This is a genomic window from Spirosoma endbachense, assembly GCF_010233585.1.
GTDB classification, from domain to species: Bacteria; Bacteroidota; Bacteroidia; order Cytophagales; family Spirosomataceae; genus Spirosoma; species Spirosoma endbachense.
In genome coordinates this window covers 8,138,770-8,155,661 of sequence record NZ_CP045997.1, presented here as the reverse complement: position 1 = coordinate 8,155,661, position 16,892 = coordinate 8,138,770, and the positions used below count along the sequence as shown (strand labels likewise).

General features: G+C 48.5%; 13 protein-coding genes. 3 read left to right on the top strand and 10 right to left on the bottom strand.

What is annotated here, in order from left to right; genetic code table 11:
- Positions 1-15: 15 nt before the first annotated feature.
- The 8 genes from GJR95_RS33160 to GJR95_RS33125 form a co-directional block, all read right to left on the bottom strand.
- Positions 16-1,110, bottom strand: coding sequence for an N-acetylmuramoyl-L-alanine amidase family protein (locus GJR95_RS33160; RefSeq protein ID WP_162389942.1), 1,095 nt, complete (start codon positions 1,108-1,110; stop codon positions 16-18).
- 35 nt (positions 1,111-1,145) lie between these two features.
- Positions 1,146-2,318 carry a signal peptidase I gene (lepB, locus tag GJR95_RS33155; protein ID WP_162389941.1) on the bottom strand — a complete coding sequence of 391 codons (1,173 nt, stop codon included), beginning with the start codon at positions 2,316-2,318 and terminating at the stop codon, positions 1,146-1,148.
- Positions 2,319-2,437: 119 nt separating this feature from the next.
- Positions 2,438-3,184 (bottom strand): 4-hydroxy-tetrahydrodipicolinate reductase, encoded by a 747-nt coding sequence (dapB, locus tag GJR95_RS33150; RefSeq protein WP_162389940.1) that lies wholly within the window; start codon positions 3,182-3,184, stop codon positions 2,438-2,440.
- A gap of 66 nt (positions 3,185-3,250) precedes the next feature.
- The gene (locus GJR95_RS33145; protein ID WP_162389939.1) at positions 3,251-4,033 is read right to left on the bottom strand and encodes a DUF5683 domain-containing protein; all 783 of its coding nucleotides are present in this window, start codon (positions 4,031-4,033) and stop codon (positions 3,251-3,253) included.
- 68 nt (positions 4,034-4,101) lie between these two features.
- Entirely contained in the window at positions 4,102-5,022 is a 921-nt protein-coding gene (locus GJR95_RS33140; protein ID WP_162389938.1) for a ParB/RepB/Spo0J family partition protein, read from the bottom strand.
- Positions 5,023-5,082: 60 nt separating this feature from the next.
- Positions 5,083-5,865, bottom strand: coding sequence for a ParA family protein (locus GJR95_RS33135; protein WP_162389937.1), 783 nt, complete (start codon positions 5,863-5,865; stop codon positions 5,083-5,085).
- 170 nt (positions 5,866-6,035) lie between these two features.
- Entirely contained in the window at positions 6,036-7,058 is a 1,023-nt protein-coding gene (locus GJR95_RS33130; RefSeq protein ID WP_162389936.1) for an SPASM domain-containing protein, read from the bottom strand.
- A 99-nt stretch (positions 7,059-7,157) separates the two neighbouring features.
- The gene (locus GJR95_RS33125) at positions 7,158-9,152 is read right to left on the bottom strand and encodes an alpha-amylase family protein (RefSeq protein WP_162389935.1); all 1,995 of its coding nucleotides are present in this window, start codon (positions 9,150-9,152) and stop codon (positions 7,158-7,160) included.
- A 120-nt stretch (positions 9,153-9,272) separates the two neighbouring features.
- Here GJR95_RS33125 and GJR95_RS33120 point away from each other — a divergent pair, with 120 nt between their 5' ends.
- The gene (locus tag GJR95_RS33120; protein ID WP_162389934.1) at positions 9,273-10,421 is read left to right on the top strand and encodes an NAD(P)/FAD-dependent oxidoreductase; all 1,149 of its coding nucleotides are present in this window, start codon (positions 9,273-9,275) and stop codon (positions 10,419-10,421) included.
- Positions 10,422-10,483: 62 nt separating this feature from the next.
- Here GJR95_RS33120 and GJR95_RS33115 read toward each other — a convergent pair whose 3' ends face one another.
- Positions 10,484-11,764 carry a sensor histidine kinase gene (locus GJR95_RS33115; RefSeq protein WP_162389933.1) on the bottom strand — a complete coding sequence of 427 codons (1,281 nt, stop codon included), beginning with the start codon at positions 11,762-11,764 and terminating at the stop codon, positions 10,484-10,486.
- A gap of 410 nt (positions 11,765-12,174) precedes the next feature.
- On the opposite strand from GJR95_RS33115, the gene GJR95_RS33110 reads away from it, so the two are divergent.
- On the top strand, positions 12,175-12,660 hold the full coding sequence (locus GJR95_RS33110) for a response regulator (protein ID WP_162389932.1): 486 nt from the start codon (positions 12,175-12,177) through the stop codon (positions 12,658-12,660).
- A gap of 50 nt (positions 12,661-12,710) precedes the next feature.
- Here the strand turns inward: GJR95_RS33110 and GJR95_RS33105 are convergent, their stop codons facing one another.
- Entirely contained in the window at positions 12,711-13,556 is an 846-nt protein-coding gene (locus GJR95_RS33105; protein WP_162389931.1) for a LytTR family transcriptional regulator DNA-binding domain-containing protein, read from the bottom strand.
- A gap of 219 nt (positions 13,557-13,775) precedes the next feature.
- Here GJR95_RS33105 and GJR95_RS33100 point away from each other — a divergent pair, with 219 nt between their 5' ends.
- On the top strand, positions 13,776-16,880 hold the full coding sequence (locus GJR95_RS33100; RefSeq protein ID WP_162389930.1) for an efflux RND transporter permease subunit: 3,105 nt from the start codon (positions 13,776-13,778) through the stop codon (positions 16,878-16,880).
- Positions 16,881-16,892: the final 12 nt, after the last annotated feature.

Here is a 16,892-nt window from a genome sequence, read left to right as displayed (position 1 = left end):
ACTTACTGCCTACTGCTATCGTAATTTATAATCTGCCCGCATACCATCGCATATCCAGTTAGCCAGAGCCTGCCGGTTACCTGCCAGCAAAAAGCGACGCTGATCTTTCTCGTTCCGGATATTGCCTAATTCAATAAAGACGGTTGGCGGATGGCTGTTTTTTACCACGTACAAGCTACTCCGGTCCGATACGTTGCCCAGATAGCTCCGGTTAGGCTGGTATCGCTTATAGCCAGCGTTGAAGCTCCGATGGATATTTTTTGCCAGCCTTTTCCCTACACCACTGTTCTGGTGGTGATAGAAAAACACATCGATGGTTTCGCCCGCGCTCCGGCTGTCGACATGAATGGTTACCATTCGTTGATACGCCCCCTTATGTTTTCGGTTTAGCCGGTTCACGGCATCCGTACACTGGCGTAGCCGAAGGGTCTGGTTTAATGGGATTGTCTGTCGGAGATACGTAACTTCGTCGCGGTCCAGCTTCAGTATTTTATCGTCCCGAATGCCATCATTAGGATCCTGAAGAATCATGTAAACAGTAGCACCATGTTCCATCAGGGCGCGAGCCAGCCGGATAGTTACGTCGTAGGCGTATTCATCTTCGGGTAAGACATACTTGCCATACCGGCCCAGCGCGCCCGGATCAGGCCCGCCATGCCCCGATGCCAGATAATAGACCGCTCCTCTCAGCAAATGATCTTTCACCGCTACACGGGCATATCTCGGGCCAAACAAGGCTACAGTCGTTGATGAAACGACCTTCTTGTTTTCCTTAGCCAGCGCTTTTCCCTTCGTTGCTTTGCGATTGACTGCGATTGACTTGATTGTTGAGCGCCGATGTACTTTTCCCGCTATTCGTTTCTTGCCGGGTTTAGTCGGAGCGACATGGCTATTGGTTGGTCTGGCCAGAATCTGCTGATCTCCCCACCGACTTAAGCAGAAAAATAGGGTTAAAAGGACGACAAAAAACTGAGTATTGATGGAAGTATTCCGTTTCTGCACTGGCGTTATGTAGCTATCTATGAACAAAGTAACGCTATCTTTCAGTGAATTGATGTAGATATAGCGAATAAACCGACTTCCATTTATGGAAAGGCCCCGAATGTTCATTCGGGGCCTCACGTCAAACTCGTATGGTAGATTGATTAATCAATCGTTCGGAACAACCGATTCCAGCGGATTTTATTCCAGACATTAGCTGGGTTTGGATCAAGTGACATCCAGACAAATACCGCTTTCCCAACGATATGATCCTCGGGAACGAAGCCCCAGAAGCGGGAATCGAGTGAGTTATCACGGTTATCGCCCATCATGAAGTAATAATCCTGCTTGAAGGTATAGGAGGTGATAGGCTGACCGCCAATTTTAATACCGGTTGGTGTTACCTCCACTTTCTCGTTGCCCTCATACAATTCAATAACCGAGCCGTATAACGCAATTGTTTGCGCGTTGACCTGAATTGTAGCCCCTTTTTTCGGAATGGTGATCGGCCCGAAATTATCATGATTCCACTTGAATGTCGGTGTACCATAAATACCGGGCGACATCTCGCCGGGCTTGTCGGCCATTGGCTCGATACCCTTCACCCAGTCGAATTCTTTAAATTTGGCCATTACATCGGCAGTAGTGTTCACCATATAGCCAACCATCGCCGATGTTTTGGTCGAGTCGTTGTACTGCTCCAGTGGCTTCCAGTTTTCGGTTGGCTGGCTTGGATCACGATAGTCGTTAACGATTTCGTATTTACGGAAGAAAGTAGCATCCAGCACTTCCGTTGTTTTTATGAAATATTTCTGTTCCGAACGGGGCGGAGTTGGAAACGCTTTTCCGTTCACGAATACCTCGCGCTGACGGACTTCGAGCACATCGCCCGGAATGCCAATGCAGCGCTTGATGTAATTCGTTTTCAAATCAACGGGATAGTCGATATTGTCGTTGAGATACTTAGGAGGAACATTAAAGACCACAACATCTCCATTTTTGACGTGTGTGAATCCCGGTAAGCGGTAAGATGGCAACTGGATGGCCGTGCTGTAGGAAGGTATTTCGGTACCCCATATTTTCTGGTGCGTCAGCGGAACCTGCAAGGGGGTTCTGGGTGTGCGGGTGCCATAATGAAGCTTGCTTACAAACAGGAAATCACCAACCATCAGGCTATTTTCCATCGAAGGTGTCGGAATCGTAAACGCTTCCATAAACAGCCATCGGATAAGCGTAGCCGCTACAACAGCGAACAAAACGGAATCGAACCACTCCCGAATGGCCGATTTTTTGGGTTTAGCCGGCCTCGTTTCGGCCTGTGTTTTGGTTATCGACACTGTAACTAATGGTGAATTATGAATGATAAATGATGACTACGTTAACTAACGGGTAACTAATTGAATGAACTTTTAACGAAATTACGAAGATGGATTGGTTTTATTTGACCTATTCCGATTCATAATTGATCACTCCCCAATAAATCGTCCATTCCAAAGATGCCCTCACGGCCAATAATCCACTCTGCCGCAACCACCGCTCCAAGGGCAAAACCCTGCCTGCTGTGGGCAATATGTTTAATTTCAATTTGGTCAACTTCCGAGTCATACCGAACCGTATGGGTTCCGGGCACGGTTCCTTCACGCAGCGACTCAATTTCAACGGCATCAGTCGAGTCGATTAACGAACCTTCGCTGCCCGCTTCCCGATTCACCCAGCGATTTTTGCCCGGTAGGTTTTCCAGTACGCCCTCTGCCAGTGTAATGGCCGTTCCACTGGGCGCATCCCTTTTCTCGGTGTGGTGAATCTCTGTCATCGACACCTGATAGGATGGGTAATTCCGCATAAAACGCGCCAGCGTTTTATTTAACCGAAAGAACAGATTTACACCGATGCTATAGTTCGATGCGTAGAAAAACGCACCTTTTTTTTCCTGGCATATCTGCTCGATTTCAGCCCGGTGGCTTAGCCAGCCCGTTGTTCCGCAAACTACCGGCCAGCCGCGTTGAAGGCAGTACTTGATATTCTCGGCGGCCGACTCAGGCGAGCTAAATTCAATCACCACATCGACAGCATCTGATGGCGTAGTTTCCAGGTCAGCACGATTGTCAGCATCGATACGAACGGCTATCTGGTGGCCCCGTTCGAGCGCAATTTGCTCGATGGCCTTACCCATTTTTCCGTAGCCAAGAAGAAGAATATTCATAAATAGTTAATCTATAACGAAGAATGTTAACGTAGATGGCATCGATTAGTGTACATCATACATCCTTCATTTAAAGGTGAAAGCGACCCGAACGCCCGGAACAAACCCTGCGCCCGGCACAGGTAAGACCCGGGGTTCGATGCGCATAGAAATATCGTCGGATAAATCAAACGTTTTGAGGTGTGCCGCTACATTAGCCTCAATGATGTTGATGGCCCAAAGCCCAACCGACAGCAAAATATTCAGATCACGATACCGACGATACAGATCATAACCTGCTTTGGCCCCTGTTGTCGTGCGGATAATTTGCGTTCCGATCACAACAGAATCGACGGGCTCATATACTTTATCACTAATTTTTCGTCCGTATAGAAGCAACCGATACCCGTCTTCTGCCTGGTTAGCCAGACCTTTGTATTTCACAAATAAATAACCCATCACACCGAAACCAGCGTAAATAAATGGGATTTTATAGTATTGTCGATTGTAGGCCTGCCCCAAGCCGGGCAGAATCAGCGAGCGAATGGTGGCTTTACGGGGGATGATTTTCCGGATTTCAGCTTCCTGCTTCGCTGTAACCTGAACGGTATCGCTGGCCCGTATTCCCGAACCGCCCTCTGGTGTCAACACGGAGCTTCCAACCCGAATCGGTCGGGGAGCCGCATCTGTGCCAATCCGGCCCTTTTGCTGAACAGCCGGTGGAATCGTATCCGGGGTTGAACGCAAATTCAAATTACCCGTCGAATCGATTGGAGCCGGTGTTGGGGCCGGATTAATGGCTGGTTGCTGGGCAAACAGGGGCAACGTGAACAACAGAATAACGACCAATAAGGCACTAATTTGTTTCATAGAAACACAACGCCCAATGCCACTTCGTCTCGACCGACGAGTCACCCTTTTAAGGTAATTTAACACGGTCACGCCTGTGAGTTCAGTACCTCCAGAATTTTAGTTAATTCTTCCTGAGAAGTAAACGGAATTTTGATTTCGCCCTTATGCTTTTCGTCTGCTTTAATCGAAACCTTCGTACCAAACAACGACGATAGCTTAAACTGAAGGCTACGCATCTCCTGCTTGGGCAGTGTTACACGACGACTGGCAAGGGGTTCCTCGCCATCGTCAGAGAGATTTCGAACGGCTTCTTCAACCTTCCGAACCGACCATTCTTCGTCGACGGCGCGATTAAAAAGGCGAATTTGCGAATCGGGGTTTTCAATATTAATGATCGCACGGGCGTGCCCCATCGAAATTTTATTGTCACGAAGAGCCGCCTGAATCACGGGCGGAAGCTTCAGAAGCCGAATGTAGTTATTAACCGTTGTGCGGTTTTTTCCGACACGTTCGCCCAGTTCTTCCTGTTTCAGACTACACTCGGTAATAAGACGCTGATAGCTCAGGGCAATTTCTATGGAGTTGAGGTTTTCGCGCTGAATGTTCTCAATCAGAGCCATTTCCAGCATTTGCTGGTCATTGGCCGTCCGGACATAAGCCGGAATATGAGTCATTCCAATCAGTTTGGATGCCTGAAGACGCCGTTCGCCCGAAATTAACTGGTAGCGATCTTTGCCCAGTTGCCGAACCGTAATGGGCTGAATAATACCCTGAATCCGAATCGAGTCGGCTAATTCCTGTAAGGCTTCTTCATCAAAACGGGTACGGGGTTGAAAAGGATTTGTTTCAATCAGCGTTAAACTGATTTCCGTCATCGTACTAATGGACTCAAACGGCGACGGTTTCGACTGCCGATTGACCGCTTCGCTGTCGTGCAACAGGGCACCCAAGCCTCGGCCCAATCCTATCATCTTCTTATTCGGTGCTTTGGTGTTCGCGTTGTCCATACCTGTAGCGCGGGAGGAAGCCCGCATTTTCTCTACACTACTAACGGGTTCCCACCCGCTTTACACTTCATGTGGCATCAACCCGTTTTTAGCCAGAATTTCGCGGGCCAGATTCAGGTAGCTTACCGCTCCTTTGCTGTCGGCATCCTGAGCAAGTGCCGGAACGCCGAAGCTTGGCGACTCACTCAGTCGAATATTCCGCGGAATTATGGTGCTGAATACCATCTGCTGGAAATGACTGGTCACCTCGCCAACTACCTGATTTGAGAGTCGGACACGCAGATCATACATAGTCAGCAAAATTCCTTCAATGGACAAATGCGTATTTAATCGCGATTGAATAATCTTGATCGTATTGAGCAATTTACCCAGGCCTTCGAGCGCAAAATACTCGCATTGAACCGGAATTATAACTGAATCAGCAGCGGTCAGGCTGTTGATTGTAATTAACCCCAGCGACGGCGAGCAGTCGATAATGATGAAATCGTACTCGTCGCGGATGCTGTCGAGGGCATTTTTCATCTTATCCTCCCGGTTTTGGAGATTAATCATCTCGATTTCAGCACCAACGAGGTCAATGTGCGAAGGAAGTAAATTCAGGTTCGGGAAATCCGTCTGAATAATGGCATCCTGTGGACGAACTCCTTCGACCATGCACTCGTAAATGCTGTTCTCGATTTCTTTTGGATTGTATCCCAGCCCGGAGGTTGAGTTCGCCTGCGGATCTGCATCTACAATAAGCGTCTGAAATTCGAGGGCGGCCAAGCTGGCGGCCAAGTTGATTGTTGTCGTAGTTTTACCGACGCCCCCCTTTTGGTTGGCGATAGCAATGACTTTACCCATGGGTCTGTGCGTTGCAGTCCCAAAGATGCCGGATAGTTTTCACGAATGCAAGAACTGTTCCACGGAATGTTCCACAAAATTTAAGGAGTGAATGAGTGAATAAGTGAATAGCTGGCGCAAAAACTATTCACTCATTCACTCATTCACTCACTCACTCATTCACAATTAACTCAGGCCCAAACCTTTGTACCTTCGGTACAGTTGCGGCACATTTCTATTTCAGAACGGGAGCGGAGTAATGTCTGGCGAAACTCCTGGTAAGATGGACCCTGCCAGAGGTCAGCAAATGATTCGTTCTGAAGGTCACCAAGCCGATGGTGAGCATCTTTATCGAAACAGCAGGGCACCACCAGACCATCCCAGGTGATCACGCAGGAGTGCCACATTTTCCAGCAATGGTCACCGAAGCCATTCTTGATTGCATACGTCCCGTCGGATTGATGAGCGTACCGGCTATACTGGTCTATTGTCGGAATCAGGTCTGAACCGTGCTCATAATCATAGATCTGCGCCGTTTTCAGGCCAACTTCATCGACACCTAATTCACGCGCCAGTTTTTTCACTTCCGCGATCTGATGCTGGTTGGGCTTTACAACCAGAAACTGGAACACAACATGGGGCGTCCGCGATTTCAGTTCTTTTTTCCAGCGGATAATGTTCTTCGTGCCCTCCAGCACCTTTTCGAGTTTCCCACCTACCCGATACTGCTGATACACTTCCTGCGTTGTTCCATCGATGGAAATAATCAATCGATCCAGGCCCGATTCAACCGTTTTTCGAGCATTGGCATCGGTTAGGTAATGAGCGTTGGTGCTGGTTGCAGTATAGATATTACGGTCAGTGGCATACCGCACGAGTTCCAGGAACTGTGGGTGCAGATAGGGTTCGCCCTGAAAATAAAAGATCAGATAAAGCAGCGTTTCGTGCAGTTCATCGATCGTGCGTTTGTAGAGATCTTCCCCGAGCATTCCGGTCGGTCGCGTAAATGATCGCAGACCGCTGGGGCACTCAGGGCATCGCAAATTGCAGGAAGTAGTTGGTTCAAACGACACAGACATAGGCAAGCCCTGGTGCATGGACTGGCCCGTTTGTCGGGAACGGTAATAACTGTACAATACCTTCAGCGCATTAGCCACACGCTTTGGCGTTAGTTTGGAAGCAAAGTTAAGGCCGTCGAGCAGGTTGCGATTCATCGTGTAAAGGTACAACCGAAAGCGCTAGCGAAACACGTTCTTCAAATCAATCGAAATGTCATTGGTTAACAGGTATAGTTGCCCGAAACTACCAGCTTTTCAACCTTCCAACGACTCGATAGTATGCCAGATCCGGCATCCACCCTCCTCAAAAACCAGCTCCATCGAAGCTGTTTGCTCCAGTTCTGGAATCGTATCGGGTAACTCGTCGGAATAAGCTGCAGCAAAAACATAGCCCGTTGGCCCCGTGTGTGTCCAGGCAATGAAGTCACGATCGGTGCTCTGTGCATCGGGAGCCACCAGCCAGCGGGTTTCCTGACCGGCAATGACTGGCCAGATACGTTCGGCAAACGTCCGGATACGCAGAATACTTTTGAATTGCTCTACGTTCTGCCCCCATTCGTATGGGCCGTGCGTCACCTTATCGGGCTGACGATCATCTTCGATCTGAAAAACGTACAGTTTCGAGTATTCTTCGTTTGTTCCCCGCTCATCATGGAGATTACGCAATTCAAATCCCAGGCCGATATAACTGGGCATATCGGTAAGAAAGAGCGCCGTAAAATAGCGAAACAGATTGCCGGTCTGGTAAAATTCATCGAAGCGCGGATCATCTTTATCGGCCGAGATAACGGTAAAATTAGGCGCAAACCGACGCGTCTTCAAGTAGTCGTAATAGGCCGAGAACTGGCGATTAAACTCCTCAGAGCCCACGACCAGCGACTGCAAATCACCCAGCGTCGATTCAGCCTCAATGGCGTCCAGATGATCTAGTTCATCGCCATAACCCATCACATCAGGCGGAGCCAGAAATGTTTCGGCAAAGAACGCGAAATGAGGTGATCCATTCCCCCGGACATAGCGTTTGATGGCCCGCAAGGGGTCATAATAGTGCCCTATCATCTCCGGAACGCCCGCTGGCCGCATCTGAACATGCGCCATGTCGCCCCGCATAAAGTCGAAATTATAGGTCTGCTGACACTCGTGCACTTTCTGACAGATATAGGCCCAGGCCGGGTAATTCGGTCGGTCGAAGTCAAGCTCCCAGTTCTGGTTATTATCTTTCGATTCATAGAAACGATACCGGGCTAATGGGCCAAATACGCGCGACATCAGTTGCGGTTCGTCGAAGGCATACTGATACCACGTCTGCCCATACTCATCGACGATAAAATCTGTTGGATCGATATGAATTCCCCGATACGGTGGAGCCATTGTCATCGGCAGCGTTTCAAGTCCCTGTGCCGTCAGGTGACGAATCAGATTAATTCTCCGCTGAAGACGGCCGCCATAGTCGTTAAAATGACCAAACAAAATTCGTGATCGCTGATCGTCGGTCAGAATAGCCAGCTCGGTAGAAAAGAAAACGTCTTTGGCGAACGTTATCGGCGTTCCATCGGCGGCACCAACATACTTCAGGTATTGCCAGATCGCTTCTTCCACATATTTATAAACCAGACTGGAATGATCATTAATTTTATCGCCGTCGCGCTGAACCCACTCGAACAAGGACGGACAGGCCAGCACCATTTCCGAAAAACGGTCGGTATGCGGAATGACATCCATTCCAACGGTGCGCCCCATAGCATGGAGCAGGTTCATAACCACCTTTAGCTGTTTTTCGACCGTATCCAGCGCCGGAACAAAGCGCGCCAGATCGACATCAAAAAACTCAGGATTGATTTGCCAGCTTACCATGCCATATAAGCTCCCCACCACACCCGGCTCCCAGATCGGTAACAGGTGAATACTGTCATGACTGGCCGGAAGCGTGAGAACGTAATTGACAACCTGCCAAAAGGAGCCAGTCGTCCGTACGTTGACACCGATCATATTACTACGCTTCATCCATTCGCCATCGGGCCGACCTTTAACGGGGCTGGCAATGGTTTCAACCGGATCTAATGCCCGTCGAAGCGTTTCATTCCCTAAACGCTTGTGCAGCATTTCCAGCGTCTGATAGACCGAAAATTGCATGGCAAATTGCGGCAACAGATTGGTAATAAACGATGAACGCCCAGATTGATAGGCCTCCATGTAGATTGGGTGATTCAATTGCCAATCGGCTTTCAGATCGTTGGACAAGATAGACATGGAGCAAATGTAAAACGGTTTTTATAAAACCAAATAGACTTGTTAATTGTCTACTTATTTATCGAGAGCACATCAAACTAATGAATAGCCTTCGGGTCTGAATTACTGTCGACAATCGGGATGTTCAAAACAGACGTTGTCATTATTGGTGGCGGGCTGGCTGGCCTGGTCAGCGCCCTTGAACTGGCGAAAGCGGGCCATGCCGTTGTGCTCGTGGAGCGTAAGTCCTATCCGTTTCATAAAGTCTGTGGCGAATATGTATCGAACGAAGTAAAACCTTACATCCAGGCTTTAGGCGTTAACCTCGAGAGCCTTGGAGCGGCCACTATCAATCATTTTCAGGTATCGGCTCCTTCGGGTCGGTCGTTATGTGCGCCCCTTGATCTGGGCGGATTTGGCATCAGTCGTTATACGCTTGACCATGAGTTGTATCAGTTAGGAAAAGCCGCTGGTGTTGAGTTCCTGCTCAACCAAGAGGTCGACAGCGTACTATTCAATGACAGCCTGTTTACGGTTTCAGTAAGCGACCGACTCACTGGAACCAGCCAAATCCTGACCAGTCGATTAGTGATTGGTGCCTTTGGAAAACGATCCAAACTCGACAAAACCCTCGATCGGTCTTTCCTGCGACAACCCGCTCCGGCAAGCCGGTCTTCTTATATCGGAGTCAAGTACCACATCAAATGCGATTTCCCGACGGATCTGATAGCGCTGCATAATTTCACGGATGGCTACTGCGGTATGTCGGCCATTGAAGACGGCAACTATTGTCTCTGTTACCTGACAACCCGCTCTAATTTGCGCTTATTTGGCAACATTCCTGATATGGAGCGAGCTGTTTTATATAAAAATCCACATCTGAAGATTGTCTTTGAGAACGCTGATTTTTTGTATGACAAACCTGAAGTGATCAATGAAATTTCATTTGCGTCGAAACAGTCCGTCGAAAATCATATGCTCATGGTGGGCGATTCGGCCGGGTTGATTACCCCCTTGTGCGGCAATGGCATGGCCATGGCTATTCATGGGGCAAAGCTGGCCAGTAATCTCTCGGCTGCTTTTTTGAGCGGTCAGCTAAACCGCTCCGATATGGAACAACGCTACCAGCGCGATTGGTCGAAGTTGTTTGCTCAACGCCTTTGGGTTGGCCGGACTGTACAACAACTCTTTGGTACTGACTGGTTATCGGAGCTGGCCGTGCGGACGCTGAGTGCGTTCAAACCGGCGCTTCGCGGCATTATGCGCCAGACCCATGGAGCCATAATTTGAAAAAGCCGTTCTCAGTAAGCAGTGTGCCGGGCTTGATTGCCTACTGAGAACAGAGAACCTGCCTATTCGCTTTTAAATCGCTTTGGGAAGCGAACCCGAACCAGAGTGCCTCTGTCGGAATTGGTTTCGATATCAAGATTAGCTTCCAGCAACTCACAAAGGCGTTTTACAATATGCAATCCGACACCTTCTCCTTTCGATTTGATGACGTTCGGTTGGCGTGGAGGGCCTGGCGACTCACTCACTGGCAGGTCTGGCTTAACCCGGCTATCAAATACGGATGCGCTATCCTGAGTAGGCTTCAGCGTACCGACTATCGACGTAAGTGAACTATCGGGCATTCCTGGCCCTGTATCCTGAATGCCAACTGTCCATTGGTGATCATTTTCTTCTACCCAGGAAATAGAGACAACACCCGTTGAGGTGTACATGAGTGCATTTAATAACAGATTTTGAACAATGCGTCGAACCTTACCCGGATCGCTTTTTACCACAAGCTGTTCTGGGCCATCGGCCAGAAGTGGTAAACCCTGCTGAATGGCCAAAGGCTGAGCACTCTGCACTAATTCGTGCAATAGAGCTGCTACATCGAACTCACTGATTTCCGGGGTCTCCTGCCCCGCTTCTAGCCGGGCCAGACTCATCAGGCTTTGCAGCATGGTTTCCAGACTGGTCAGGTTTCGGTTGAGCATCGCCATCAACTGGTTACGCTCTTCGGGACTTTGATTATCCAGATCGAGCATAAAGACAGCCCCTTGCGCAATGCCTACGCTACTGCGAAGATCATGGCTGGATGTTCGTAAGAGGTCCGATCGCTGACGAGCAAGTTCGTTTAGTTGATCTAGGGCCGCCTGAAGTGTATCAGCACGGCTAACTGCGGCCGTTCTTTCCAGGTCATCGTAGCGAGCAGCACTTCCTTCGAGCGTCTCTTCATTGATTCCAATAATTTCACCATATGCCCGCGTAAGCACGTTTGCATTCGTGGCTGGATAAAGCTCGGCATACGTCTTTAATTCATCCGAAATAATTCGAAACAGATGTCCGACTTCTTTCAGCAACTCCCGTAATGTGTATCCTTTATGCCACCGATGTAACCCATGTTCGTTGGCGACTTGCATAGGGTCCAGTTCTGCCGGTTGTCCACTCAGTCGCTGCCCCAGAATATTGAGAATGGTTGGCACCATATCATTAAACTCTTCGCGGGAGAGTCCAGAAGTAGCCAGTATGGTTGTATCCTGTTCGCAGCGGGTTCGCCATCCGTTGAGTATTGCCTCGCGCCGGGCAAATAAGTAGGTAGCTAAGTCTGGTTGCAACGAAGCCGCTGATAAAGGCTCATTTGTCATAGCATTAGCAAATTTTAGTGTATGTAGACTAGTGGTTTTTATCAATTCTATTAACTGTAATGGCTTAATTGAGTTTTATAGTTATGCTGGTAAAGTCGTTTTTTTCGGTTCTGGTTATTTCAGGAATTTCGCCGAAAGGCGTGCTGCGGTTCTTAATGATATTCTGATAATACGTGGCACACCTTGCTGCGAAACGCCTAATAGCATAGGCTCAGTCTACTGAATTATACCACAAGGATTATTCAGCAATGCTGGCTTGAGCAACTCCATTTCTCAGGAAAAGAAATGACGCATTCAGCAATTCGTAACCAGTCACTCTGGTAGCTGTCAGCGAACTCAATTGCTATTTTTTCTTGATTCTACCCCTTATATTGCCATACTAATCTTAAATCTCCTTCTCAACGCAACAAATGAGCTTGAATCGTCACAATTTGTCAGTAAGCAGCCAGAATTTTAAGCACGCCAGTCTGCTGGTTGTTGAAGACAATGACGACCATTGGCGTTTGATACAGCTGGCAATGGGCCGGTCATTGGCAGAGGTTAAAGCAATTCGGGCAGCCAACGCCGATGAAGCTATTACCTACCTGAATAATTGTTTCTTAAATGGCCATGATTTACCAAAACTGATCCTGCTTGATTTATATCTGCCCGATCGTGAAGCAGGATGGGGTTTATTGAAACAGCTTAAGCACAGTTCATCGGCCTTTAAACAATTACCCATTGTCATTCTAAGCTATTCTAATAACCGGGAAGACATTACCGAATCCTATTTCTACGGAAGCACATCCTACATCACTAAACCTACCGATGTAGGAGAATGGCAATCCTATATTGAAACCCTCCGCATTTATTGGTGGGAAACAGTTACGTTACCGAACGATCGCATCATCATGTAAGTACGGCTATTGATCCTTGCAGGGAATCTGCATTCGTTATTATTGAACAGTCATTTACTGCTCATTACTTTATCAATGGGTAACGCAGCAAAGGTTAGCCAGTACCGGCAAATACGCTCGGTAGCTTCAGTAAAAGCAACATAATTGGTTTCACAGACAACCGAATTGGCTCCGGCAGCGTAACAGATTTCAACGTCATTGCCCGACTGCTCCCGCAAAAACACAACGGTAGGAATCTGCCGGAATCGATTATCTGTCTTAATAAATTCAAGCGTATTCAATAAGGCCCAGCCAACCGTCCGAACTTCCAGCAATACCAGGGCAGGCAGGCTCTCGGGTACAGTCTGGGGCAACTGCCCAATCAGTGAAGTACTGGATTCGAAAAACTGAATGGTGTAATGGGGGCATTTTTCGCTGATAATCTCTGCCAGCAACTGGCGTTTTCGTTCGTCCTGCATAAACGTATACACGAATCGCTCAGGCAATTCGATTCCCTGTTTTGCTCGACCGACCTGGCTTTTGCCGTTCATTTCAACGGGTTCCTCCCGTAAGCCTTCCGTTCCATTCGTTTCATCGTGAGTTGTATTGGAAGCGTGTAAACTATCGGCCACCTCCAGCCATCGACGGCGGCTAATAGGCAGTAGCGTTCCCCCCACCATGGTTATAGATCCCGGTGCTTTCGCACGCAGGGGCGGGGTGATATCTTGTATATAAGCTGGATTTATCAGCGCCGTCTTATGAATTCTGATGCATGACGGCAGCAACTTTTCAAAGTAAGTTAATGACTTCGACACCAACAGCCGGGGTCTGTCTTTGAAGTAGACCCACGTGTAATTACTAGCGCCTGTCAGATGAGTAATTACCGCCAAATTGCTCACTATCTCCTTCTGCTTCATACTCTACTAAAGCAGTGTTTGTATTTTTTTGTTTATCAGGAAACGGAGACAGCGGGCTAAACTGGCTTCATCGTACGTATCTCAAAGCACACCTCCGATCGGCCTGATTAGGATTTTTTCTGGAAATTATCAATTTAACACTCTTTTAACCGCGCCTTAAGACCAATTTAAGTTGTTGACGGCACCTTTGCGCAGGGTAATTTAGTCCACCGCCAATTCATGAATAAATTCATCAAAGGCATTCTGTCGTTCTCACTGAAGAACAAATTCTTTATATTTTTCCTGACGGCACTGGCTGTTGTTGCAGGGATTATTAGCTACCAGAATACGCCCATCGAAGCCTTTCCGGATGTAACAAATACTCAGATTACGCTCATCACACAGTGGCCTGGCCGCTCGGCTGAAGAGATTGAGAAATTCGTTACGATCCCCATCGAAATTGGGTTGAACTCCGTTCAGAAACGTACAGACATCCGATCGACATCGCTTTTTGGCCTGTCGGTCGTTAAGGTACTTTTTGAAGATGGTGTCGATGACGCATTCGCTCGCCAGCAGGTTAACAACCTACTTAACGGCGTCGAACTTCCGGAAGGAATCAAGCCCGACGTTCAGCCACCCTACGGCCCAACCGGCGAGATTTTCCGGTATACGTTGCAGTCGCCGACACGCACGGCCCGCGAACTGAAAACCTTGCAGGATTGGGTCATTGAACGGCAGTTGAAGAGTGTACCGGGTGTGGCCGATGTGGTCAGTTTTGGAGGTGAGGTAAAAACGTATGAGATCTCGGTCGATCCGCGCCGGTTAAGCGACTACAACATTACACCCCTTCAATTATATCAGGCCGTAGCCAATTCCAACGTCAATGTTGGCGGTGATGTGATCGAAAAAAATTCGGAGGCTTATGTCGTTCGGGGAATCGGTCTGTTAAAAAACCAGCAGGATATCCAGAACGTCATTATTAAAAACGCCAACGGAACACCGATCATGGTTCGCAATGTAGCCCAGGTTTCTGAAGCGGCTCTACCCCGGCTCGGTCAGGCAGGGCGCGATAAACAGGACGATGTTGTTGAGTGTATTGTTGTAATGCGCAAGGGCGAAAACCCCAGCGAGGTCATTGAGCGGGTAAAGGATAAAATCAATGAGCTCAACACCAGCATTTTACCGTCCGACGTACAGATAAACACGTTCTATAACCGCGAAACGCTGATTCATTTTGCGACCCATACCGTAACGCACAATCTTATCGAGGGTATCGTGTTCGTAACGGTTATCGTGTTCCTGTTCATGGCCGACTGGCGAACAACGGTCACGGTGTCGATCATCATTCCTCTGGCGTTGCTGTTTGCCTTTATCTGTCTGCGCCTGAAGGGAATGTCGGCCAATCTGCTCTCCATGGGTGCCATCGATTTTGGTATCATCGTCGATGGGGCCGTGGTTATGGTAGAAGGTATTTTTGTGACGCTCGATGAACTGGCTCACGAACGGGGCATGGCCAGGTTCAATAAACTGGCCAAGCTGGGTGTTATTCGTAAGACAGGAACAGAAATGGGGAAAGCTATTTTCTTCTCTAAACTGATCATCATTACCTGCCTTGTCCCGATTTTTTCGTTCCAGAAAGTTGAAGGCAAAATGTTCTCGCCACTCGCCTGGACCCTCGGGTTCGCGCTGCTGGGGGCACTCATTTTCACACTGACGCTGGTGCCGGTACTGGCGAGTATATTGCTCCGCAAAAACGTTCGCGAAAAACACAATCCATTCGTGAACCTCGTGACCAAATACTCGACAAAAGCATTTGGATTCACCTTCGCTCACAAGAAAATGAGCCTGCTTGTCACGGCCATTATCGTTGCTATCGGCTTATCTGGTTTTACGCTGCTTGGCACCGAGTTTCTGCCCGAACTCAACGAAGGCTCTATTTATGTCCGGGCCACAATGCCCATGAGCATTTCGCTGCCCGAATCGGTGAAGCAAACGGTTCAGATGCGCCATATTTTTGAAGACTTTCCTGAAGTAAAAGGCGTCATTTCACAAACGGGCCGTCCTAACGATGGAACTGATCCGACAGGCTTCTATAACATTGAGTTTCTGGTGGATATCTATCCACAGGATGACTGGAAAAGCGGCCTGACGAAAGAACAGCTCATCGACAAAATGCAGGAACGACTGAGTGTCTTCCCTGGTGTGAACTTCAACTTCTCGCAGCCCATCATGGACAACGTTGAAGAAGCCGTATCGGGGGTTAAAGGGTCCATTGCCGTTAAAATTTACGGTCCCGATCAGAGCATTCTGGAAGAAAAGGGGGGTCAAATTGAAAAGCAACTGGCTACCGTACATGGTATTGAAGACCTTGGCCTGATTCGTACGACGGGTCAGCCTGAGATGCGGATCGAACTCGACGAGCAGAAACTGGCTGTTTATGGCGTTAACAAAGCGGATGCTGAAGCCGTAATCGAAATGGCCATCGGCGGGAAAGCTGCCACGGAGATATACGAAGGGGAGCGCAAATTTGACCTTCGTATCCGATACGACCGCCCGTTCCGGTCAAACGAGCAGCAAATCAGCCAGCTTATGGTGCCAACGGAGAGTGGTTCGATGATCCCGATCAAAGAAATTGCTCATGTATATACCCAAACCGGACCGGTATTGATCTTCCGTGAAGCCAGTCAACGATATGGAGCGGTGAAGTTTTCGGTTCGGGGCCGCGACATGGGTGGTGCCGTTGCCGAAGCTCAGCAAAAAGTAACGGCTAATGTGAAATTGCCAGCGGGTTATACCATAAAATGGGCGGGTGATTTTGAAAATCAGCAACGGGCAACCCTCCGCCTGGAACAGGTCGTACCGATTAGCCTGCTGGGTATTTTCTTTATTTTGTTTGTGTTGTTTGGCAACGTGAAGGATGCCGGTCTGGTGCTGTTCAATGTACCCTTTGCGATTATTGGCGGCATTGCGGCTTTGCTAATCACGCACGTCAACTTCAGCATCTCGGCCGGTATCGGCTTCATTGCGCTGTTCGGTATTTGTATTCAGAATGGCGTTATTCTGATATCGGTTTTCAAGAAAAACCTGCATAACAAAATGTCGCTCAATGATTCGATTCACCTGGGTGTGGTTTCACGCATTCGTCCAGTGGTTATGACGGCAATGATGGCTGGCATTGGTCTGATTCCGGCGGCTGTTTCGCACGGGATCGGCTCCGAAACGGCCAAACCACTCGCGATCGTCGTAATCGGTGGTTTGATCACAGCCACACTCCTGACATTGTTCGTGTTTCCGTTAATTTTTTACGCCTTCTACCGGAATAAGTTTGCAGCGCTCTCCGAGTAAGCATACCGTTAA

Excerpts from the sequence above, each read along its gene's own strand:
- GJR95_RS33125 (WP_162389935.1), bottom strand. The coding sequence starts at position 9,152 with ATGTCTATCTTGTCCAACGATCTGAAAGCCGATTGGCAATTGAATCAC.
- GJR95_RS33135 (WP_162389937.1), bottom strand. The coding sequence starts at position 5,865 with ATGGGTAAAGTCATTGCTATCGCCAACCAAAAGGGGGGCGTCGGTAAA.
- GJR95_RS33140 (WP_162389938.1), bottom strand. The coding sequence starts at position 5,022 with ATGGACAACGCGAACACCAAAGCACCGAATAAGAAGATGATAGGATTG.
- GJR95_RS33160 (WP_162389942.1), bottom strand. The coding sequence starts at position 1,110 with ATGAACATTCGGGGCCTTTCCATAAATGGAAGTCGGTTTATTCGCTAT.
- GJR95_RS33100 (WP_162389930.1), top strand. The coding sequence starts at position 13,776 with ATGAATAAATTCATCAAAGGCATTCTGTCGTTCTCACTGAAGAACAAA.
- GJR95_RS33110 (WP_162389932.1), top strand. The coding sequence starts at position 12,175 with ATGAGCTTGAATCGTCACAATTTGTCAGTAAGCAGCCAGAATTTTAAG.
- GJR95_RS33130 (WP_162389936.1), bottom strand. The coding sequence starts at position 7,058 with ATGAATCGCAACCTGCTCGACGGCCTTAACTTTGCTTCCAAACTAACG.
- GJR95_RS33115 (WP_162389933.1), bottom strand. The coding sequence starts at position 11,764 with ATGACAAATGAGCCTTTATCAGCGGCTTCGTTGCAACCAGACTTAGCT.
- GJR95_RS33145 (WP_162389939.1), bottom strand. The coding sequence starts at position 4,033 with ATGAAACAAATTAGTGCCTTATTGGTCGTTATTCTGTTGTTCACGTTG.
- GJR95_RS33120 (WP_162389934.1), top strand. The coding sequence starts at position 9,273 with ATGTTCAAAACAGACGTTGTCATTATTGGTGGCGGGCTGGCTGGCCTG.
- dapB (WP_162389940.1), bottom strand. The coding sequence starts at position 3,184 with ATGAATATTCTTCTTCTTGGCTACGGAAAAATGGGTAAGGCCATCGAG.
- GJR95_RS33105 (WP_162389931.1), bottom strand. The coding sequence starts at position 13,556 with ATGAAGCAGAAGGAGATAGTGAGCAATTTGGCGGTAATTACTCATCTG.